Origin of the sequence: Microcoleus sp. S28C3 (genome assembly GCF_036700785.1) — a bacterium.
Lineage (GTDB): Bacteria > Cyanobacteriota > Cyanobacteriia > Cyanobacteriales > Microcoleaceae > Microcoleus > Microcoleus asticus.
This window is the reverse complement of record NZ_JAUBPO010000021.1, coordinates 19,079-39,034: the sequence shown is the minus strand read 5'-3', so window position 1 is coordinate 39,034 and position 19,956 is coordinate 19,079. Positions and strand designations below refer to the sequence as shown.

The following is a 19,956-nucleotide window of genomic DNA, read 5'->3' as shown; positions in this document are numbered from 1 at the left end:
TTTAATTAAAAAATATGACCGGCGAAACCTTAGAACCTACTCGCGGGAAATTAGAACGGAGTCTTTCGCAGAGGATTCAAGCTTTGTACCGTTCTCAACTCGGACAACAAACGAGTCAACCGCTATGCCATCTTTTGGATAATAAATTGATAATTATTATGGAAAATGGGGTTACTAAACCAGAAAAACTGCTGGCTGAGAACGGTCAGCAAGATTTGGCTGGGCAGGTGCGAACGCAATTAGAATCAGTCCTTGAAGGGCAACTGAAAGACTTAATCAAAGAGGTTTTGGGTGTGGCAGTAACTGATTTGCTCAGCGATGCGACCTTGGAGACCGGCCGCACCGGAACGATCGCAATTTTGGAGTCTGCACCTAAAGTTCGCGATTCTAGTTCCCAGTCTAAAACTCAACCTAAAACTCCACCATTAACGTCGGAGAGTTGATGTGCTGGTGGATAATTTTTTCTAAATCCTTGATGTTAAAAGGTTTAGAAATGTATTCAACACAGCCGGCTTGGAGAATCCGATCGCGGTCTTCTGCTTTTGCTAGTGCTGTGACAGCCACAACCGGAATATGTCTGAGCTCCGGGTTTTCTTGGAGGCGCTTTACTACTTCTATACCGTCTATATCCGGCAGGCAAATGTCGAGTACGATTAGGTCGGGAGGTCGATCGACTGCTGCTGAAAGAGCTTCGTAGCCGTCTCCGGCTGCCATGCAATCGCAGCCGAATAAATCGAGTATTTGTGTCAGCAGCTCTAAGTTGTCGTGATTGTCGTCTACAGCCAACACTAAAGGACGCTTGTCAACCGCCGATGCGTCGCTATCTAAAAATGAGGATTCCAAATTATTCTTCCAAGCAGGGTAGTTCATAAATGCCTAGCTAAAAACGACCAAAAACGACCAAAAACGAGCGAAAAACGATCGAAAAACGATCGAAAAACGATCGAAAAACGATCGAAAAACGATCGAAAAACGATCGAAAAACGATCGAAAACGATAAAAAAACTAGCGTTTTTTTTACCGGAGGCATTCCTCAAGTGGCGCTCGGGCACTTGAAACAGATTGGCTCGTATTTGTAGCTCTCGATGGCCAGTTTTCGGTCTAACCAGATTGTACAATATAGCTACAAGCTGGGGCAAAGACCGCTGCAGTCGATCGAGCCCAGAGCATCTGCTTAATTGTACCTACCCCAGCCGCAATTACCAACTTAGGCGCTATAGGTAAGTCAGCCTTGGTAACAACACGCAATAAATACGGAAAACATTACCAATAAAGCATCCTAGCTTAATAGCATTGAAGAGTGGCGGCAGCTTTTCAGGATACTCACAACATTAAACCTGGGTTCCCCTACATGGATCTACCTAGAGGAAGATTCTAGCGGACACTTAATTTTCACAACTTCCACCTGCTGAGAGATACTTATTACTCTAGTTTAGAGTTCAATATTTTTAGGTAGTAATCATCACATTTTTAGCAAGTAAAAAAATTCAGTTTTTACTTGAGCTTTACCGGATATTAACTAGGAGGTTTAAATGACAATTCCAATCAGAGAAGACCTGACTTACATTTTGCTCAAAAAGATTGGCAGCGGAAACGGCAAGGGAGAGTCGGAAATTAGGAACGCAGCCGAAGAATATGTCGGTCACGAGGTGGCGGAAGCGGAATTGCTCGGTCATTTGGACTACCTCAACCAAAGGGAATTTATCAAAGCGGAGTTTAGTGGAGAGCCTTACGGAGGAACTGAGTTATTGCCTCCTTTAGTGGCATTTCAAGAAGCTGATTTAACAGAAAAAGGCCGCAAACTGTTACAGAAAATGGAGACAAATCCTCCGAAGTCGCTCCACCAGGAAGGAGCGGCAGTTCCTATCGCTTCAAAGGATATGCCGTTTTTGGAAAAAGTGTTGGTAAAAGGTCACTTGGAGGATATTTTTGATGCCCGCGACATTACCGAAGTAGTGTACCGGGTGATGCGCGACGTGATGACAAAAGACGCCATCGAGCACGTGGAATCTGAATTGCACAAAGAAGTTTTGCCTACGGATGACAAAACCCTGCAACAAGAAATAGCAGACCTCTGGAAAGATACCAATCCGCTGGTGGGATTGCTGAGCCGGATACGTCAGCCTTTGACCGGCCCGCCTGCACCTGCGGGGATCGATGGCAATTTGTTTGCACGGAGGGTGGAACTAGAAGGCGCACTTCCTTCAGGAGTAAAACCGGAAACTGCGATCGCGGCTGTATTTTCCGCAACGAAGGATGAGCTGTCCGAGGAGCGAATTCAGGAAATAGCGGGCTTTTTGCCGGACAGAATTCGGGACATTTGGCAGTCGGCTTAACGCAATATTTCACAGTATAAATACTTACACGCCGGGTTGACGAACCAGTATTCTGCGCTTTTGAGCCAGAATGCTGTTACGTCAACCCGGTTTCTCTATATCTGTTGCCTTGTAATTCTGAAAGTATTTTGCAGTCAGGACTTCAGTCCCGATCTAACTCGATCGAGCTTTCGTCTTTACTACTTGTGCGATCGCTGAGTCTTTCTCCTCTAACTGCTCTGAGAAACGCGGTTTCTAGGCGAAATTTGTCGGGAAACCAGAAATATCCCCACAAACCAAGTTGCTGGCTCCCGGGTTGGCTAAATCGAATAGATGTCGCAAAAGTGTTGTATTCTATAATACAGGGCGAGTAAAGACTGTGGCTCGCAAAGATGCTGTCAACAGCTTTGGAGCTCAAAACAGATGCCCCGCACAAAAGTTAGACAAATGTTGCAATCGGCTTTAGAACAAGAGATTTTACTGAATCGAATTACCAATCGCATCCGCAATTCTTTAGAACTGCAAGAGATTTTGATGACAACCACCCGAGAAATCCGCAGCTTTTTAGCGAGCGATCGGGTTAAAATTTATCGCTTTGAGTCCGACGGTAGCGGTGAGGTCATTGCTGAGTCCATCAACGGCGAAAACTTGTCATCTCTGCTGGGTTTGCGCTTTCCACCAGGCGACATTCCCAATAGTGCCCGGGAAATGTTTCTCAAAGCGCGGCAGCGAGTGATTGTAGATGTGGAATTGAAGCATCAAATAATTAATCGCTTAGATTCTCTCGAAACTGGCAAAACTTTAGCAGTTGAAGATATTAGCTATCGTCCTGTAGACCCCTGTCACGCTGAATATCTGAAGGCTATGGGGGCACGTTCTTCTCTGACGGTGCCGATTTTGCATCAAAATCAGCTTTGGGGGCTGTTGGTTTCTCACCACAGCCAACCGAAACGGTTTAGCGATCGAGAATTGAAAATGGTGCAGTTGCTTGTGGATCAACTTTCAATTGCGATCGCCCAATCCTTTCTGCTCAGTCAAGCTCGACAGCAAGCGCGCGACGAAGCCGTTGTCAACCAAATTACCAGTTTGCTGCACTCTCCTCTAGAACTAACCGAAATTCGGCAAGCAGTTCTCGAACAAACTGTCAACCATTTGCATGGTTCGGGAGGGCGACTGTACATTGCAGCCGAGTTTGGCGATCGGCCGGCTTTACTTTATACCTGCGGTCAGCAGCCCCGGGACATCGACCTTGAACTCAGCCCGTTTTGGCAGCAGATTATGGGGTTGGCCAACCAAGACGATCGAGCAAAAACTCCTGATACCAGCCAATTAGGTTATTTTCAAAATATATATTCCCAGCATTACAGTTCAATTGACAAAAATATTTCTAGTTTAATCGTACCCCACTTGTACGCGATTTCCGATATTTCTAAAGAACCTCAAATCAAATCTTTATCTGCTAATTTTCTCGAAGCTTCCATTCGATCGTTTTTGGCAGTACCGCTGCAATACGGCCAACAGTGCATCGGCTGTCTCACCATTTTTCGCAGCCCTATAGAAACCGAAATTATGTGGGCGGGCCGTTGCAGTGCCGACGCCCGAACCGATCGTCCCCGACAGTCCTTTGCAGCTTGGAAAGAAATCAAAACCGGCGAAACTCAACCGTGGAGCAGCGAGGAACAGAAGCTAGCAAAAGCTTTAGGAACTCACCTGTACATGGCTGCAATGCAGAGGCGCGTCGAGGCGATGATCCGACATCAAGCTTCTCACGACTCATTAACCGGTTTACCTAATAGATTGCTGTTTAATGAAAGGCTGTCTTTAGCTTTAGCTAGCGCTCACCAAAACGCCGAAATGCTGGGGGTGATCTTTCTAGATTTGGATAGATTTAAAAATGTTAACGATACTCTCGGACACCCAGTGGGCGATTTGTTGCTGCAAAGTGTATCTCGGCGTTTGAGTAACTGTTTGCGCGCGGGAGATTCTATTGCCCGTTGGGGCGGGGATGAATTTACTGTGCTGCTGTACAATCTCAACAGCCGTGAGGAAGCAACAAAGATTTGCCAGCTAATTATCCAGAGTTTAAGCAGTCCTTTTGATTTTGAGGGTCTAGAACTTTATACTAAGGCTAGCTTGGGAATTGCTTTGGCTCCTTACGACGGAGAAGATGCAGAAACGTTGCTGAAAAATGCTGATGCTGCGATGTACAAAGCTAAACAGAAAGGTCGGAATAATTATCAGTTTTACACGCGGGCGATCGGCAGTAAAGTCTCCGAGGATCTTAACTTAGAAAATCATCTTTACAAAGCTCTGAAAAAATCCGAGTTTGTGCTGCACTATCAACCGCAAATAAACTTAAATACTCGCCAAATAGTCGGCATGGAAGCTCTGATTCGCTGGCAGCATCCCGAACGCGGTTTGATTTCTCCCGATCGATTTATTCCCTTAGCTGAGGAAACAGGATTAATCTGCCAAATTGACGAATGGGTGATGCGGACTGCTTGCTTGCAAAATCGAGCGTGGCAGTTACTGGGATTGCCACCGATGCGGATAGCTGTGAATTTATCAGGCAGGCAGTTTCTGCAAGCTAACACGGTAAAAACCATCGCTGAAATTTTATCAGAAACCAAGTTAAATCACGAGTATTTAGAAATAGAAATTACCGAAAGCGTTGCCATGACAGATGTGAATGTAACGGTGTCGGTATTGCAGCAGTTGCAGGAAATGGGAATTCAAATTTCTCTGGACGATTTTGGCACTGGTTATTCTTCGCTGTGGTCTCTGAAAAACTTTCCGCTTAATAATTTAAAAATAGACAAATCCTTCGTGGCTGATTTGGTGAACGGCAGCAGCGGTGCTACTATTGTGAAACTGGCGATCGCCTTGGGACAGGGCCTGAATTTACAGGTGATTGCTGAGGGAGTAGAAACAGCAGAACAGTTGGCTTTTTTGCAGTCGCATCAGTGCAATATGGGCCAGGGTTACTTCTTTAGCAAACCAATACCGGCGGAGGCTATAACCCAATTGTGCCGAGAAAATCAACCTGCTGGGAAAATAAGTAGTTTAAATTAACAATCAGGAAGCGGAAGGAAGAAGGAAGAAGGAAGAAGGAAGAAGGAAGAAGGAAGAAGGAAGAAGGAAGAAGGAAGAAGGAAGAAGGAAGAAGCAGTAATAGCAATGGTTTCAGCGATTAAAAATGTCCTGACCGTCTTGGCGGTTGCTATAGATAAAAAGCTGTCAAATAACCCTTATAAGTTTGTAGTGAGGACATCCGGGCTCGGAGTTTAGGCGAATTAAGAAAAAACTAAAGTCCTTACTACAAACAGTTTTTTGAAGGTTGGTAGTTAGGACTTTAGTCATCATATTTTTGAAGGGCGAATCAGTGCTTTCGAGGTCGGACAGCTTACTGCCAAACAAACACTTTTGCTTCGTATTCCGGCAAGTCGATTATAAGATTGTTATCGCCCGATTCAATATCATAATTCCCCGTCCATTCGTGCCAAGTTCCGTTTTCCGGGAAGTGGGGAACGCTGTAACCAGCTAGATAATTTTCCGACCAATTCACCACTACTACAACTCTCGAACCTTCATCGTTCCAGCGAGCGTAAGCAAAAACTTTCGAGTCGGGGTCTTCGTGGAAAAACTCGATGTTTTCTGTGTAAAGTGCTTGGTTATTTTTGCGCAGGTGAATCAAGCCTTTGTAGTATTCCCACAAACCTTTATTCATGTCATTTCCTAGCAGCGTCCAGTCAATTTTAGATTGCTCGATTGTTTTGGCTTTGTATTCGCCAAATTCTTCGCCCATCCAAATCAGCGGCACGCCAACTGCTGTCATTAACACCACCGTTCCCAACTTAGCCCGCTTGAATGCTGCTTCATCCAAAATCCCGCGATCGCCCAATTCGGCAAAAACGCGATCGTGGTCGTGATTGCTCAGATAATTCACTACATTCGTAGCACCCAAGTAACCTTGCCGCTTGCAGTCAATTACCTCTTTGAGCCGTTCTAAATCAAAATTGTCCCCGCAGAGTTGTGGAATTATGGAGTGATAGAAACTGTCGTGCCAGCAGCCGTCCATCGGCCCGTCTAGATTTGTGATGCTGGGTTCGTCGGGAATGTATTCGGCAACGGTGTAAAACGGTTTGGGGCCGGCGGCATTTTTGGCTTCTTGAACGACCCAGTGCATGAAATCGTAGTTGGCAATTTGTCGCGCTGCGTCGAAACGAATGCCGTCGAGATGATATTCTTGAATCCAGAAGCGGACTGTATCGCCAGCAAATCTGCGCGCGGGGAAAGTTCCTAAGTTTTCGTCGTAGAATTCGTAGTTAAATTCCGGGCCCCAATTGTTGTCAGGATCGCGGGGTTCGTGGTGGTACCAATAATCGTGATCGATTTGAGTGAGGGGGCTCGACGCTTCCGAGTGGTTGTAAATCCCGTCCATGATGACGCGAATGCCGCGCCCGTGACACTCGTCTATCAGGTTTTTGAGTTCTTCTGTGGTTCCGTAGCTGGACTCGGCAGCGAAGAAGTAGCGGGGGTTGTAGCCCCAACTGTAGTCGCCTGGGTATTCTTTGAGGGGCATGAGTTCGATCGCGTTGATGCCGAGTTCGACTAGGTAATCGAGTTTTTCGACGACGTGCTTGTACTTGCCGCGGGCCAGGGGATCGGCTTCACCGCCGGAAAAGTCGGCAACGTGCATTTCGTAAATCACTAATTCCCGATCGGCCGGCAGCGGTTTGTCGTCGTGTTTCCAGACGTAGGTATCGACAATGCGATCGCCGTCTTTGATCCTAACAATGCCGTTTTGAGTGGGATCGTCGATGTCAGTCGCGTAGGGATCGACCACATCTACCCACTGATCGGCTTCTAGAAACCAGCTTTTCGACTGAACGCGGAATTTGTATTGATAAACGCCATCCTCCAACTCAACTCGCGTGCGAAAATAACCTTCTTCGTCCTTTTCCATCGGGATGTCTTCCCAATTAGAAAAAGAGCCAATCAAGGTAGCTCCTTTGTTGTAAGGAGCAAATAACTTGAATTCAATTGGAGCGGCCATAATACCTCTTTCTAAAATATTTCAGTAGCAGTTGATACTTTTAATTTTGCAAATTTAAGCGAACTCTGCATCGCTCTGCGGATATAATTTCTTTAAGGCTTAACTATTCCTAAAAGTATGGTAATCTGGCCTCTGCCACTGCATTTTATGAAGTGAAATTGCGCAATATCGGCAGTGCGATCGGAATGTATCTAACTTGTTATTACTCGATAATAACTAATACTAAACTGACAATTATTTCGCATCTATCTCAAGGTATATTTACTTAATACAAATATTATTTAAAATATCTGCACTGGGATAGATGCAATTTGAAATGATAGCCTTTTTTAACAGGAAGCAATTCGCCTATCGCTATTCCGGGCGCACCTTACTTTTTCGGCAACAATTAGTCAGCCGGTGCTCCGTGCGCCTCCTACATTTTCGGCAGTAAGGTGCGCACTGCGCACCCTACTTTTAACTTGATTTTGCCTGATGATAAGGCTTCATCCAACCAAGCCAGAACGCAGGGCGAGAACGGCTGCTTGAGTGCGGTCATCAGCGCACAGCTTGTTCAGAATATTGCGGACGTGAGTCTTGACTGTACCGACAGTAATGTACAGTTTTTCGGCGATTGCAGCATTGCTGTAACCCTGCACGATCAGTTCCAAAACCTCTAATTCCCGCTCGGTTAAAGGGTAAGTCTCAATAATGTGACTGAACTCGGGTTCGGCAGCCTTAATTGTGACTCTTTTGCCCTCAGCCTTCGGTTCTTCCGGCGCTGACTCCTTAGTGCGAGCTTGTTTCAGGACGATGCGGGCGATCGCCGGATCTATCCAAGAGTTACCTTCGTGAGTTACTTTTACTACATCCAACAACTGATCGAAGCTGATATCTTTCATGCAGTAAGAGTCAGCTCCGGCGGCAAAAGCTGCCAGAACTTCTTCTTCATTGTCCTGAAAAGTCAGAATCAAAATTTTGGTATCCGGATCGGACTCGGCTACCGATTTTTTAAACTTTTGTGTCAATTCAATACCGTCAAAATCCGGCAAGCCAATGTCTACAATTGCCACGTCAGGTTTTGAAGACTGAAGCAGTTTCAATCCCTCCGTAGCGTTAGCGGCATCCCCGACAACTTCTATCGTGTCACGCTGTTGTAAAGCTGTGCGGATGCCGACTCTTGTCAGGTCGTGGTCTTCTATCAAAGCAACGCGAATTTTACTCATCTTTTTTCCAATAGTCCGCTAAACTTTAAAAATATCGTCAATTGACTCAGCCTAACTGAGCAAATTTGAGAAGGTGTCCGGATTTAGGGTTTGACAGGCCGCACATCATTTTTAAGCATACTCATCCAGCCGCCAAGAAAGCAAGTTAAGTTTCAAGTTATTTTGCGGCGATCGCCTGCACGAGTCCGATCGGGACAGGTAAGCTCTCAATGTTTTTATAGTTTAACTGAATAATGCCATTGTCCGCCCCTTGATAGAGGTAAAGATACCACTACCCAGATAGATTTAAAGTATAAAAAATTTTGATGCACTTGGGCCGTCAAAATCAATAAAGCTAGCAGCATGAGTCTTTAGCCGTTGTTAGGGCTCAAGTTCAATGCTTATTGATAAAACCTCTTATGAGTCACTCTCACGGCAATAACTTTTTTCGCTCGGAGTTTTCCGGCGCGGAAATATTACAGGAAGTATCTGATATAATCTCTCCTTTACAGCAAGTTGGCGACAGCGAAACTCAGGACGATCGCCTGTTACAGGCAATTCCTGACATTGTTTGGAAAGCAAATGCCAACGGCTGGGCGACTTATTTAGGTCAGCGCTGGGAGGAGTACACGGGGGTACCAGCAGCAGTAGCTTTGGGTTTCGGCTATTTAGCGCGCGTTCACCCTGAAGACCGCGCTCGTCTGTTGGCGCGAGCGCGCACTTCTGAGTTCCCGCCGGAAAGTTACGAAATTCTATTTCGCCTGCAAACGCGAGAGGGCACTTACCGCTGGAACCTGGCCAGAGGAGCGCCCGCTAACCCAGAAAATCAGGAATTTGTGGAGTGGGTGGGAACCTACAGAGATATGGAAGCGATCGAACAAACTCAAGCCGAGCCGCAAGCAGAACCAGAATTTTGGCGCCATCAAGCGCGCTCGGAAGCTAACTTCAGAGCAGAAAATTTGTACCAAGCCCAGACGCTAATGGACGCTAGGCAAGATTTGCGGGCGATCGAGAGATTTACAAATCTGTTGAGCCAGCGCGCGGGTAACTTGTGCCAGTTGTTGCAAGCGATCGCGGACGCGACTGTAGAGGCGATTGCCGGAGCTGAATTTTGCCTGGTTGCCCTCCCGGAGAGCGATTCCAACGGCCTGAAACTCAGGGCTGTCGGGGGCGTGGAAAACTTTGCACGTGCGGGCAAAATTCCGCACGTGCAAAACAAGCTGCTGTGGAAAGCATTTGCGACGGGAGAGTCTCTACTGTGGCGCTCGGAGTGCGACGGCTGGCTGCCGGCGGCGGCCTGTGCAGCGGCGATCGAGTCGGGGGAAACCGGGCGTTTGGGCGTGTTGGCGATCGGCAACGGGAAAGACAGCACGGCGATTGACAGGGAAACTCAGCAACTGCTGGCGGTTATGGGAAAACAAGCTGCGATGGCAATTAACAGCGCGCGGGCGATCGAAAAATTAAAAAAGCAGGAACAGCTTTTAGAGTTGCAAAACGAGCTGCTAATTCGCCAGCAGGAAGAACTGGAAAATCAGGGTCGGCTCATTCAACAGCAAAAATTGCAACTGCTAGAAGCAGCCAAGTTAAAATCGCAATTTTTGGGCACCGTGTCCCACGAATTGCTAACTCCCATGAATGGGATTATCGGCTTTTCCCAATTGCTGCTGCGCCAGCACAAACAATTGCTGACCCCCAAGCAAGCAGAGATGGTGGGGCGCATTTTAGATAATGGCCAAAACCTGCTAGTGCTGATTAAAGATATCCTCGACCTCTCCAAAATCGAGAGCGGCAGCACAGAATTAGAAACTGAAGAATTTGATTTAGGGCATTTAGTAATCGATGTCGCCCTGGAATTCGGAAATCAAGCCACCGAAAAGAATGTGGCAATGTTTGTCAGCGTGTGCTTGCAGAATCAGCTTATAGTTAATGACAAGTGGCGTCTGCGACAAGTGTTGGTCAATCTCATTTCCAACGCGGTTAAATTCACCCATCGGGGCAGTATTTGGATTGAGGCGCGGGAATTAAATGGCGATCGGCTAAGTATCACCGTTCGGGATACAGGAATCGGCATCGGTGAAACCGAACTGCCGGAAATTTTCGACAAATTCCATCAAGCCGACCAAAGCACAACCCGCCAATATCCAGGCACCGGTTTAGGACTAGCCATTAGTGCTTCTTTAGTCAAAATGATGAACGGCACAATTACGGTCGAAAGCCAACCCAAAAAAGGTTCGACATTTCGGATAGAATTTCCGCGAACTACTAACCCTAATAAACTCCAGCCATGACTGCAAACATTTTTTATACTAATTCTCAAAAATAGGGCTATATATTCTACGCGAGCCGCTGTAGGGAAACGGCAAGCCTTAAGCCGATCGCGGGGTTCTGCGACTTTTAATAATTGCTATAAGATTGATGAGTGTAGCAAGACTTTTTTAAACTGGTACTATATTTACAGCAGATTTGTGACCTCAAGAGTGATGTAATTGCTGCGAGAGATAGCCAAGCAATCGCGATCGCTGGCAATGACATACTACAGCCATGCAAATAAAAAAAGCAAGTATTAAAACCGGATTTAGTATACATACCTGCGGACATAATGAGGTTTATTTATGCCCGCTAATTATAGAAAATCTGGTTTTAATCCCTCCTTTATTCTTCAGTCTGCGGAGGACGATCGGCGAAGCTAAGTCGAGCCGCAGACTGTGTTTGACTCTATGCAGCGGTTTGAACCGCCAAGTCCGATCTAAAGACTAGAAGTTTTCCCTACTTCTGCCTGAGTATCAATTGGTTTAACATCACTGTAGCCCATCGTATTAGCTACGTCGCGCAGCACCGAAATTTGCTGTTCAAACTCAAGACCTTCAATTTGACCCAACACGCCATTGACAGCCTCAGTTGCCTCATATCCTTCGGGGATATCGACAATTTTTTCCCCCATACCAATAGCCCAAGCATACCAAACCAGCAACTGATTGTTAGCAGTTAAAGCTCCGTAAGCGTGAGAATACGGCGTGTTGTCGCGGTTGACAATACCTCTCATTATATTCAGTTGTTCGTCATGAGAAAGCTTGTAAAAATCATCGAGCAGCACGGGAGCTAATTCTGGTTCAGCGGCGGCGGGAGCGGCTGGTGTAATTGAATCTCCCATTTTTTCATAAACAAAGTAGAGAAGCGCCAGTTTTTCATCTGTACCCAACCCGTTGATTGTCTGAACGATGTTTTGAGTGTCGTTGGAAAGAGAGTGAGGATTGGTCGCGGCGGGCGAGTTCATAAATCAAATTCCTTAAAAATGCTTCCAGAATATATAAATATCAATATTTGTAAGTGCAAGTCACCATCCCCGAGAGGTAATACGATTTGAGATTTGAGATTTGAAATTTGAGATTAAACAATGTGGAATAGCTTAGTATGTATGGGTTTGGAGCTTGCCTAAAGTTACATTTCTTTCTGAAACTGATGTAATGTTGAGCCGCTATCCTATAATAAATCATCCTTAAGATACAAGCCAACGATACATCTGCGGGTAGATGAAAAAGCATTGGATTTAAGTAAAGATAGATAAAGTGAATTGTTAAATAAAACTACCAAGGAGTCGGCTATGTCTGAAATCAATACAGAACCAAATAACACTGAAAGCTTTGATGCTGCTCAGATCGCTGAAAGCGCAGAAGCTGGAGAACAAAAGTTGCCGACCGTTAATGTATCAGCAGACTACGAAGCTTCAAAAGAATTTAGCGTTAGTGAAATCGATCGCACGGGTGCCGGCGCTGAAGCTGCCGCCGCTGCAACTGCACCTAAATTTGCTGTTCCCGCTCCTAAAGAGGTCGCAAAGCCGGCTGATTCCAGCAGCAATCCCGCTGATTTTCGTTCGATGGCTCAGGAAGTTAATCCCGCAGGTGTACCGGGCGATGTTACCGACGATTTGATCGACAAAGCGATCGATCTTGGTACTCCCGGCAGTTAAGTTAGAAATTCTCCATTCTCAATGCAAAACCTCTGTATAGTAGAGTGCTTGTGGCGCGCCTTACCCCTATAATTCGCGCGTCAAACCACTTTTTTCATAAGTCTTGAATTCTCAATTGAATGCATGATAAGCTGCAATACAGTAGGGACACAACAATGTTGTGTCATTTAAGGCTGCAATAGGGTAGGGACACAACATTGTTGTGTCCTTAAAGCGTTAATTTTAAATCTCCCTAATCGCTTAAATTTAAGTCGATCGCCCGACAAATTTTGCCCACAGTGCGATCGCTCAAAACTTCAATTACTAAATCCACCCGATCGCCCTCCTCAACCATCGACTTAATAAATAACTCGGGATGCAGCGCTTTCCAGAAATATTCGACAAACCGATGAATTTCGGCTTCTGACATTCCCGACTTCCCCGCCGCCATCATTTCCTGTTCCGCCTGATTGCGCCACACTTGAGAAATGCGATAATCTTGGGGATACAAAACTATCAACCGATCTAATCGGTTCCACAGCGGCAAATAGTCGTGCAGCTTCGCATTGATATCGCGCGCAAACTGACAGTCGCCTTCTGTGGAAATCGGAAACGGTGCACCAGCCAAAAACTCGTTCAATTTGGCATCAACCACCGGATTCACGCCGACAAACCAACCTTCAAAAAGTACAATATCCGCACCGGAAATAATTTCGGGTTGACTTCTATCTCCTGCACCTCCACAGGCAGATTTGTCAAACCTGGGAATTTCTATATCTATATTTTTAATTATATCCGGTTTTAGGACATCAGATTTGGGATTATCAACTGCTGCTAATTCGGGAGTTTGAGAACGGCGCAAATTGTCTAAAACTGCGATTCCCAAGTCAATATCGTGAGTGCCGGGGGGGCCGCGCCAAATTAGACGCGGGTCTGCTTTTTGGAGTTTTTGGCGATCGGCATAAGTCTTGTAAAGATCGTCTAAAGAAAGGCTGACAGTAGAATATCCCAATTTTCCCAGAATTAGCTTCAAAACTTGACATAAAGTAGTTTTTCCCGTTCCTTGCAATCCTAAAATTCCTTGAATTAAAGGACGGTTTAAACTTTGTTTTTCAGTCGATAATTGCATTGCCAGCGGCAGCCAAAGATTCCACAAAGTTTCGAGAAAAACAGTTGATTTTAGCGACAAAGTATGCAGTTCGTCAAGAATAGAAAAGAATAAATCGGTTTTGCAGCGGACAACATCGGCTGCATTGTCGGAAGTAATGCCAAAAGCGCGCGATCGCACATCATCCGCAAGTTCCCAACTTGCCAGGATCTCGAAGTCGCGAGCAATCCTCTTCGCGGGCTTTCCTTCGGATCGCAACGCTTTCGCTAACGGGCGATCCTCTTCGTTGGCGTAGCCCCCGTAGGGGCGGGCTTCGCTAACGCCCGCTTGCCACCGGTGTAAAATGTCAACAGGGGTTACAGTCGATCGATTCATCAGCTCAAAACTCTCTCGGCGGGGGCTGGTTTTGTACAAATACTATCCGCAACTGACAAATATTTCATCCTAAACCCGCGCCGATTCAAAAAGTTTTTAAGAGCCTAGTTTGAAAGCCTCCACAAATAAATTGTAAGTCAGGCCAATTTTCAGAGCATGGAGCATCTCCACCCAAAAAGAACGGGCTACAGGCCGCGGGCCGCCGTAAACCAGCCAGTTCGCCAACTCCGTCAACAACACCAACAGCCCCGCCGCGATAATATCCCAATCAGCAGATTGTCCGGCGATCGTCGAAATAGCTGTTCCCAAAAAAGTGCCGAACAGCAGACTGATTAGCAGGAGGGAAATCCGCCGCCAAGGATTGCTCAGCCAGCCTCGAAATCGCTCGCCCAGAACATCAATCAATCTGTTAATTCGGGTATTCTGCATAAAAGTTATACAATTTGAGATTCGAGATTCGAGATTTTCGATTGGGAATGACTAATGACTATTGAGGTTTGGATCGCGGGTCTATAGTTGTATTTTGTTTTAAAACTGGTATGAAAAGTTATACCGATGAGTCAAAAAATGCCGTTCCCGACAAAATCCAAATCGTTACCGGGGTCAGTATGTCCCAATCTAAAATCTAAGATTTAACATCTAAAATGGTATTGAGCGATCGCCGAATTATAGCCGAGAACGGTCAATTACTTAAGTGTAACTGTATCTTGTTGTACAGCAGCCCCTGGTTCTACATTAAAAATAGTTATGACTAATTGGGCGTGCAGTCTATCCTTTAAGCCTAAAATTTATGAAACTTAAAATTTACCAGATCGTAATTGCAGTGTCGATCCTCCTATTTACAGGAATGTTTCTAGGACGTTTTGAAATCACGATCTCCAACGGTTCAAATCGGCCGAGCGATTTGCCCTCCCCAGCCACCGCACTCCCCCCAACACCCCCCGTTTCCCGAGTCGCGACAGCTTCGGCAGAGACCGCCAAAAAGCCCAAACCCGACTCAATACCAACCCCCCCAGAGTCAGAGGAGGAATTGCTTTCCTCAATCCCTGCAAATATTAATGCCACCGGCAGTCTGCGTGTCAGCAACCGCAGCGAACACCCAGTGCGAGTGGCCCTGCTGTCGAAAATGCAAGCCGAGAAATCCTACGGCAAACCCGCGCACTGGGATTTTGCGCCCGGGGAAGGCGGCGGCAAAGGACTGATGCTATCGCTGCCGGAGGGCAAGTTACAAATCAAACAGGGAGACATTTTGGTTGTTTTTGCTCAGGATGGTTCTCGCCGCTACTGGGGGCCTTACGTCGCCGGGGAGACAGCCTCGCCCGCTTGGAACAGCACAGCCGCAGAATGGCAATTAATTTTGCAGCCTTGAACCCTTAGCTGCAGGTGCGGAGATTTTGGTCGAGAAAGCCGGTCGATCCGGTCTTGTTGAGAATGGTGCCGCTATGGGAGGTTAAACTCACATAGCGGCATCATTATAAAGAACAGGCAAGATGCCTGTGAAGCGAAGAGTGAATTTTTTTGTGGGGTGGGCAGGAGAACCCGCCCATAAAAGCCTTGTTGAGAATGGTGCAACATCTCTGTTTAACCGGATTCGATGGAATTGGGAGTTTCAAGAATGCGAATCTTTCGGTAGACTCTCTATGCGAGTTAAAATTTAAAATCTAAAATCGCAGGAAGTTTGGGTGAAGGAAGTTATTAAAAGTTTGTCAGAGTTTAGAAATCGCCCGATCGCGCCAAAGCTGCTGTCGCTGTTGTGGCTGTGCGCGATCGCCTCGGTGGCTTTTTTGTGGAATCTCGGCAACATCGGCTTAGTTGACGAAACCGAACCGCTGTTTGCCGAAGCCGCCCGTCAAATGACGCTGACAGGGGATTGGATCACTCCTTATTTCAACGGCGAAACCAGGTTTGACAAGCCGCCGTTGATTTACTGGCTGATGGCGGTGGCTTACCGCACTCTGGGCGTTAACGAATGGGCCGTGCGTCTTCCCTCGGCTTTGTGCGCGATCGGTCTGACTTGCCTCGGATTTTATACCCTATCGAAATCGAAAGAAGAAGGAAGTTCGGCAACGGATTCTGTAACGGATGTAACGGATGTAACGGATGTCAGGAAGCAGGAAGAAGTCCGATGGAAGCCGGAAGAAGAAACAGAGAATAACAACTCAAAACTCAAAACTCGCCGTCTTCCGCTCTTTTTTTCTACTCCTTGGATTGGTGCGGCCCTAATAGCTTTAAATCCCCAAACTATTGCCTGGGGACGGACTGGCGTTTCAGATATGCTATTAGTCGGCTGTATGTGTTCAGCACTACTCGCATTTTTTCTCGGTTACACTCTTGAAGAACAGAGAGAACAAGCAGAATTTTCCACCGTTTCCGCTTCCCGATTTCCCAATAAGTGGTATCTGACTTTTTACGTACTAATTGCCTTAGCAATTCTGGCTAAGGGGCCTGTGGGAATTGTCGTTCCAGCGCTGATTGTTGGCTGCTTCGGGCTTTATTTGGGAAATTTTCGGCAACTTTGGCGCGAAATGCGTCCGGTGTCGGGAATCTTAATTATTCTGGCGATCGCCTTGCCTTGGTACATTTTGGTTATTTTAGCCAACGGTCAAACTTATATTGACAGCTTTTTTGGCTATCACAATTTCCAGCGTTTTACTGGAGTAGTTAACAAGCACTCGGCGCCTTGGTATTTTTACTTTTTTGTAGTGCTAGTTGGTTTTGCACCTTGGTCGATTTATTTGCCACTCGCGATCGCCCGCACCCGTTTTTGGCAGCGCAGTTACTGGCGCCGTCAACCGCGATCGGCTCAGTTGAGTTTATTTGCCTTATTTTGGTTCGGCTGCATCTTTGGCTTTTTTACGATCGCCGTGACCAAATTGCCCAGTTATGTATTGCCTTTAATCCCCGCCGCTGCGATTTTGGTAACGCTGCTGTGGAGCGATATTATTGCAGGCAACGAACCCAAAAACAGGCGGGCAAAGTTAGAAATAAAACCGAATTCTTTACCGCGAGGGCTGTTAGTTACATACATTTTTAATGTGATCTTTTTATTAATTGTAGCCGGAGCAACTTTCTACAGCTACAACTGGCTGGGAGACGACCCGGCTATGCCCAATTTTCCCCAAGCAATTCAGCAGTCGGGATTGCTGATTGTAGGCGGTACGATTTGGATAATTACAGCCGTGGCGATTGCATTTTTACTGTGGCAGCGGCAACAGCGCTGGATTTTGGTTGCTAACCTGATCGGGTTAGTAGCATTTATCATCTTTGGTCTTACTCCAGCCTACAAAGTTGTCGATATCAACCGCCAGTTACCTCTGAGACAGTTAGCGCAGGTTGCCGTTCAACAAAAACTGCCAGGGGAAGAGTTTATTATGGTTGGTTTCTGGAAACCAAGTCTGGTTTTTTATACCCAAGGGCCGGTGACTTACTACCGAGCTGTCACAAAGGCGATCGACTACATTAAGGAATCTAAAAACCCAACTTCTCCCTCTATATTGTTGCTGGGATATCCAGAGAAATTTGTGCAATTAGGATTGCAGCCAAATCAATATCAATTGTTGGACAGTCGGGGCGCTTACCAACTCGCCAGGGTTCCGAGAACAGCATTTCGATAGTGCCTATAGTGCGATCTCATACTTGTTAAACAAGGTAGAAAAATGATTAAAACTAACAATCTTCTACTACTTCCCGTCGAAAGGATTCACATAGAAGCTTTCTTGCGCAATAAAAGCGAGCTTGCAGCAATTTTAAATGTCGTATTGCCTAATAGCTGGCCTCATTTCCCGGAAGCATTTTCCCTCCCTGCTGACGAATCTTGCGAATCCAATCCGCCTCCAACTGACTGGGGCAACTACTTCTTTATTCATCCAAAAAATCAAGTGCTTGTCGGCAACGGAGGTTTCACAAGCTCACCTGATGAGTCGGGGACTATAGAGATAGGTTATGAAATTGCTTCCGAATATTGGAATCGCGGATTTGCAACTGAGGTGGCACAGGGAATGATCGATTATGCTTTCGCTCACGAGGAGGTTAAAGCAGTCATCGCCCACACTTTAGCTGAAAAAAATGCCTCGAATAGCGTATTGCAAAAAGTGGGAATGAAGTTCATTGCAGAGGTGGACGATCCTGAAGAAGGCAAGATATGGCGATGGCAAATAAGCAGGGATGAATATCATCCGACTTGAACTTTAACGCCGTTTGGCTGTTTAAGTCACTGGTTTTGGCGGTAATTTGAAGGTTCTCGGTTGGAGCATTAAATCTGGCAGATTGAATAAAAGCTATAATCTAGTCACTACCTAAAACCCGAAGCTCGGAGCCTACAATGGTTTCAATTCTCAACAAACCGTGTTCGTTAATCTTGGAAGGATTAGTCAAAGTAATGAGCGAAAAGCAGCAACTCAGCTTTAAGCAGGCAGTTGTGAGACAAACTATATACTACGTCTCAAAACAGTTACCACCCGAAGAGCAAGATAATGGAGAACGCTACTTCATCTCTTTAGCCAATAAATGGCTTGAGCAGCCGACACAGGAAAATGCCAAAAAGGCTTCAATGGGGGTTGCCTGCGATTATATAGATGGAGGTATGAGATATTTCGATTATCCATCATATTTCCTTACACCTGCTGAGGCAGCAGGCAGTAGTGCATATGGTGCAACACAAAGCGCATTAACAGCATCTGGAAACGATTCGCGAGCCGCCTATCAATGGCAAATTACTGCTGCTTGGGCTATTATGAATAACAAAGAACCACCGCTGCTGCAATAGAAATTATTAATAAACATTCCAACGGACTGTATTGAGTATTGATTTAATAAAAGCTAGAATTTACTCACCACCTAAAACCCGAAGCTCGTCGCCTACAATTGTTTCCATTCTGCACAAATCAGGCTGCTTCGTCCCTAAGATTTGTATTGAAAAAGTCGCGCCCTGGAAGTTGTTCAAATTTAGCGAAGCGCTCCAACACCGAAGGTCACAATTGTTAGAAAAGAAGAAGGCCGATCGACTAATAGCAGAAGAGGCAGCGGAACTCGATTGTATAGAGTATATGGATAGGCTAATTTCAAAACTATGAGCGTGTTTAAAGTACGCTCAACTTGCCTGAAACCAGCAATAATGGAGAGGATGCCATTTTAATTGTAAAAGTGTGGTAGCCATGACTGAGTTACTCGAACGTGCGATCGCCAAGTTGAAAACATTGTCTGCCAGCGAGCAAGATGCCCTCGCTTCAATGATTCTGGAAGAACTTGAAGACGATAGGCGCTGGGATCGAGCATTCTCCCGTTCCCCAGATGCTCTTGCTAAACTCGCAGCGACCGCAATGGCTGAGTATCGTGCAGGCAAAACCCAAGAACTCGATCCAGAAACATTGTGAAGTCAAGGACTACAACCGAGTTCCGTAAATTATTTGCTGATTTACCTCAATAAGTTTGAGATCAGACGTGCGCGGCGTATCGCCAGTTCAAGGAAAACCCAAGTCATCCAAGCCTGCGTTTCAAGAAGGTGCATCCAGACTTACCAATCTACTCAGCCCGAATTAGCAAAAACTATCGAGCAGTTGGTCAGTTGGATGGAGACACTGTAATCTGGTTTTGGGTTGGTTCACACGCAGACTACGATAGATTGCTGGGGCAGTTGTAGCATTGTCTACAGCCAGCCAATATCAATTAGAAAAGTGTATTTAGACAGGTGAAAAATTATGATTCCAATTAATGAAGCTCAACAGCAGTTGCAGCAGTTGATCGATTCGGTGAGTGAGTCGCATCAACCGATCGCGATCGCAGGAAAGACTAGCAATGCAGTGTCATTATCTGAATCTGACTGGGCATCTGTGCAGGAGACACTGTATCTTCTATCAGTGCCGGGAATGCGGGAATCAATTCGGGAAGGAATGGCAACGCCGATCGAGGATTGCGATCGCCATTTAGACTGGTAACTTGGCAGACCATACGTGCCATAATCAGCGATATTATCT

Annotated in this window: 18 protein-coding genes and 1 pseudogene; 12 read left to right on the top strand and 7 right to left on the bottom strand. The window is 46.1% G+C overall.

Going from position 1 to position 19,956, the window contains the following annotated elements; genetic code table 11:
- Positions 1 to 14: 14 nt before the first annotated feature.
- Positions 15 to 443, top strand: coding sequence for a DUF2294 domain-containing protein (locus QUA13_RS08850; protein ID WP_333198002.1), 429 nt, complete (start codon positions 15 to 17; stop codon positions 441 to 443).
- Here the strand turns inward: QUA13_RS08850 and QUA13_RS08845 are convergent.
- Positions 412 to 870 (bottom strand): response regulator, encoded by a 459-nt coding sequence (locus QUA13_RS08845; RefSeq protein WP_333198001.1) that lies wholly within the window; start codon positions 868 to 870, stop codon positions 412 to 414. The two genes, QUA13_RS08850 and QUA13_RS08845, sit on opposite strands and share 32 nt — an antisense overlap.
- A 662-nt stretch (positions 871 to 1,532) precedes the next feature.
- Here QUA13_RS08845 and QUA13_RS08840 point away from each other — a divergent pair.
- Positions 1,533 to 2,336: a DUF2267 domain-containing protein gene (locus tag QUA13_RS08840; RefSeq protein WP_333198000.1), complete on the top strand. Its 804-nt coding sequence runs from the start codon at positions 1,533 to 1,535 to the stop codon at positions 2,334 to 2,336.
- Positions 2,337 to 2,478: 142 nt separating this feature from the next.
- Here QUA13_RS08840 and QUA13_RS08835 read toward each other — a convergent pair whose 3' ends face one another.
- On the bottom strand, positions 2,479 to 2,733 hold the full coding sequence (locus QUA13_RS08835; protein WP_333197999.1) for a hypothetical protein: 255 nt from the start codon (positions 2,731 to 2,733) through the stop codon (positions 2,479 to 2,481).
- 5 nt (positions 2,734 to 2,738) lie between these two features.
- Here QUA13_RS08835 and QUA13_RS08830 point away from each other — a divergent pair, with 5 nt between their 5' ends.
- Positions 2,739 to 5,387, top strand: a complete 2,649-nt coding sequence (locus tag QUA13_RS08830) for an EAL domain-containing protein (protein WP_333197998.1) — start codon at positions 2,739 to 2,741, stop codon at positions 5,385 to 5,387.
- A 331-nt stretch (positions 5,388 to 5,718) separates the two neighbouring features.
- Here the strand turns inward: QUA13_RS08830 and QUA13_RS08825 are convergent, their stop codons facing one another.
- Entirely contained in the window at positions 5,719 to 7,371 is a 1,653-nt protein-coding gene (locus tag QUA13_RS08825; protein ID WP_333197996.1) for an alpha-amylase family glycosyl hydrolase, read from the bottom strand.
- Positions 7,372 to 7,856: 485 nt separating this feature from the next.
- Entirely contained in the window at positions 7,857 to 8,576 is a 720-nt protein-coding gene (locus QUA13_RS08820; protein ID WP_172190274.1) for a response regulator, read from the bottom strand.
- Positions 8,577 to 8,974: 398 nt separating this feature from the next.
- On the opposite strand from QUA13_RS08820, the gene QUA13_RS08815 reads away from it, so the two are divergent.
- Positions 8,975 to 10,843, top strand: a complete 1,869-nt coding sequence (locus tag QUA13_RS08815) for an ATP-binding protein (protein ID WP_333197995.1) — start codon at positions 8,975 to 8,977, stop codon at positions 10,841 to 10,843.
- A 458-nt stretch (positions 10,844 to 11,301) separates the two neighbouring features.
- Here QUA13_RS08815 and QUA13_RS08810 read toward each other — a convergent pair whose 3' ends face one another.
- Entirely contained in the window at positions 11,302 to 11,829 is a 528-nt protein-coding gene (locus QUA13_RS08810; RefSeq protein WP_333197993.1) for an orange carotenoid protein N-terminal domain-containing protein, read from the bottom strand.
- A 327-nt stretch (positions 11,830 to 12,156) separates the two neighbouring features.
- Between QUA13_RS08810 and QUA13_RS08805 the strand changes: the two genes are divergently transcribed.
- Positions 12,157 to 12,522: a hypothetical protein gene (locus QUA13_RS08805; protein ID WP_333197992.1), complete on the top strand. Its 366-nt coding sequence runs from the start codon at positions 12,157 to 12,159 to the stop codon at positions 12,520 to 12,522.
- 232 nt (positions 12,523 to 12,754) lie between these two features.
- Here the strand turns inward: QUA13_RS08805 and QUA13_RS08800 are convergent, their stop codons facing one another.
- Both QUA13_RS08800 and QUA13_RS08795 read right to left on the bottom strand, forming a co-directional pair.
- The gene (locus QUA13_RS08800; protein WP_333197991.1) at positions 12,755 to 13,984 is read right to left on the bottom strand and encodes a glycerate kinase; all 1,230 of its coding nucleotides are present in this window, start codon (positions 13,982 to 13,984) and stop codon (positions 12,755 to 12,757) included.
- Between the two features lie 96 nt (positions 13,985 to 14,080).
- Complete coding sequence (locus QUA13_RS08795) at positions 14,081 to 14,413, bottom strand: DUF565 domain-containing protein (protein ID WP_333192867.1); 333 nt, start codon at positions 14,411 to 14,413, stop codon at positions 14,081 to 14,083.
- 361 nt (positions 14,414 to 14,774) lie between these two features.
- Between QUA13_RS08795 and QUA13_RS08790 the strand changes: the two genes are divergently transcribed.
- From QUA13_RS08790 to QUA13_RS08765, 7 genes and pseudogenes are all read left to right on the top strand, one after another.
- The gene (locus QUA13_RS08790) at positions 14,775 to 15,353 is read left to right on the top strand and encodes a hypothetical protein (protein WP_333197990.1); all 579 of its coding nucleotides are present in this window, start codon (positions 14,775 to 14,777) and stop codon (positions 15,351 to 15,353) included.
- A 313-nt stretch (positions 15,354 to 15,666) separates the two neighbouring features.
- The gene (locus QUA13_RS08785; RefSeq protein ID WP_333197989.1) at positions 15,667 to 17,598 is read left to right on the top strand and encodes a glycosyltransferase family 39 protein; all 1,932 of its coding nucleotides are present in this window, start codon (positions 15,667 to 15,669) and stop codon (positions 17,596 to 17,598) included.
- Between the two features lie 42 nt (positions 17,599 to 17,640).
- The gene (locus QUA13_RS08780; protein ID WP_333197987.1) at positions 17,641 to 18,168 is read left to right on the top strand and encodes a GNAT family N-acetyltransferase; all 528 of its coding nucleotides are present in this window, start codon (positions 17,641 to 17,643) and stop codon (positions 18,166 to 18,168) included.
- 137 nt (positions 18,169 to 18,305) lie between these two features.
- Positions 18,306 to 18,749, top strand: a complete 444-nt coding sequence (locus tag QUA13_RS08775; RefSeq protein WP_333197985.1) for a hypothetical protein — start codon at positions 18,306 to 18,308, stop codon at positions 18,747 to 18,749.
- 388 nt (positions 18,750 to 19,137) lie between these two features.
- The gene (locus QUA13_RS08770; protein ID WP_172190265.1) at positions 19,138 to 19,356 is read left to right on the top strand and encodes a hypothetical protein; all 219 of its coding nucleotides are present in this window, start codon (positions 19,138 to 19,140) and stop codon (positions 19,354 to 19,356) included.
- Between the two features lie 77 nt (positions 19,357 to 19,433).
- Positions 19,434 to 19,622 (top strand): annotated as a pseudogene (locus tag QUA13_RS32710) (ParE family toxin-like protein); the annotation flags it as partial.
- A gap of 58 nt (positions 19,623 to 19,680) precedes the next feature.
- Positions 19,681 to 19,917, top strand: coding sequence for a type II toxin-antitoxin system Phd/YefM family antitoxin (locus QUA13_RS08765; protein WP_333197983.1), 237 nt, complete (start codon positions 19,681 to 19,683; stop codon positions 19,915 to 19,917).
- The last annotated feature ends 39 nt before the right edge of the window (positions 19,918 to 19,956 follow it).

What these genes read in the sequence shown, in the direction of transcription:
- QUA13_RS08850 (WP_333198002.1), top strand. Translation starts at nt 15, where the DNA reads ATGACCGGCGAAACCTTAGAACCTACTCGCGGGAAATTAGAACGGAGT.
- QUA13_RS08845 (WP_333198001.1), bottom strand. Translation starts at nt 870, where the DNA reads ATGAACTACCCTGCTTGGAAGAATAATTTGGAATCCTCATTTTTAGAT.
- QUA13_RS08840 (WP_333198000.1), top strand. Translation starts at nt 1,533, where the DNA reads ATGACAATTCCAATCAGAGAAGACCTGACTTACATTTTGCTCAAAAAG.
- QUA13_RS08830 (WP_333197998.1), top strand. Translation starts at nt 2,739, where the DNA reads ATGCCCCGCACAAAAGTTAGACAAATGTTGCAATCGGCTTTAGAACAA.
- QUA13_RS08825 (WP_333197996.1), bottom strand. Translation starts at nt 7,371, where the DNA reads ATGGCCGCTCCAATTGAATTCAAGTTATTTGCTCCTTACAACAAAGGA.
- QUA13_RS08820 (WP_172190274.1), bottom strand. Translation starts at nt 8,576, where the DNA reads ATGAGTAAAATTCGCGTTGCTTTGATAGAAGACCACGACCTGACAAGA.
- QUA13_RS08815 (WP_333197995.1), top strand. Translation starts at nt 8,975, where the DNA reads ATGAGTCACTCTCACGGCAATAACTTTTTTCGCTCGGAGTTTTCCGGC.
- QUA13_RS08810 (WP_333197993.1), bottom strand. Translation starts at nt 11,829, where the DNA reads ATGAACTCGCCCGCCGCGACCAATCCTCACTCTCTTTCCAACGACACT.
- QUA13_RS08805 (WP_333197992.1), top strand. Translation starts at nt 12,157, where the DNA reads ATGTCTGAAATCAATACAGAACCAAATAACACTGAAAGCTTTGATGCT.
- QUA13_RS08800 (WP_333197991.1), bottom strand. Translation starts at nt 13,984, where the DNA reads ATGAATCGATCGACTGTAACCCCTGTTGACATTTTACACCGGTGGCAA.
- QUA13_RS08795 (WP_333192867.1), bottom strand. Translation starts at nt 14,413, where the DNA reads ATGCAGAATACCCGAATTAACAGATTGATTGATGTTCTGGGCGAGCGA.
- QUA13_RS08790 (WP_333197990.1), top strand. Translation starts at nt 14,775, where the DNA reads ATGAAACTTAAAATTTACCAGATCGTAATTGCAGTGTCGATCCTCCTA.
- QUA13_RS08780 (WP_333197987.1), top strand. Translation starts at nt 17,641, where the DNA reads ATGATTAAAACTAACAATCTTCTACTACTTCCCGTCGAAAGGATTCAC.
- QUA13_RS08775 (WP_333197985.1), top strand. Translation starts at nt 18,306, where the DNA reads ATGGTTTCAATTCTCAACAAACCGTGTTCGTTAATCTTGGAAGGATTA.
- QUA13_RS08770 (WP_172190265.1), top strand. Translation starts at nt 19,138, where the DNA reads ATGACTGAGTTACTCGAACGTGCGATCGCCAAGTTGAAAACATTGTCT.
- QUA13_RS08765 (WP_333197983.1), top strand. Translation starts at nt 19,681, where the DNA reads ATGATTCCAATTAATGAAGCTCAACAGCAGTTGCAGCAGTTGATCGAT.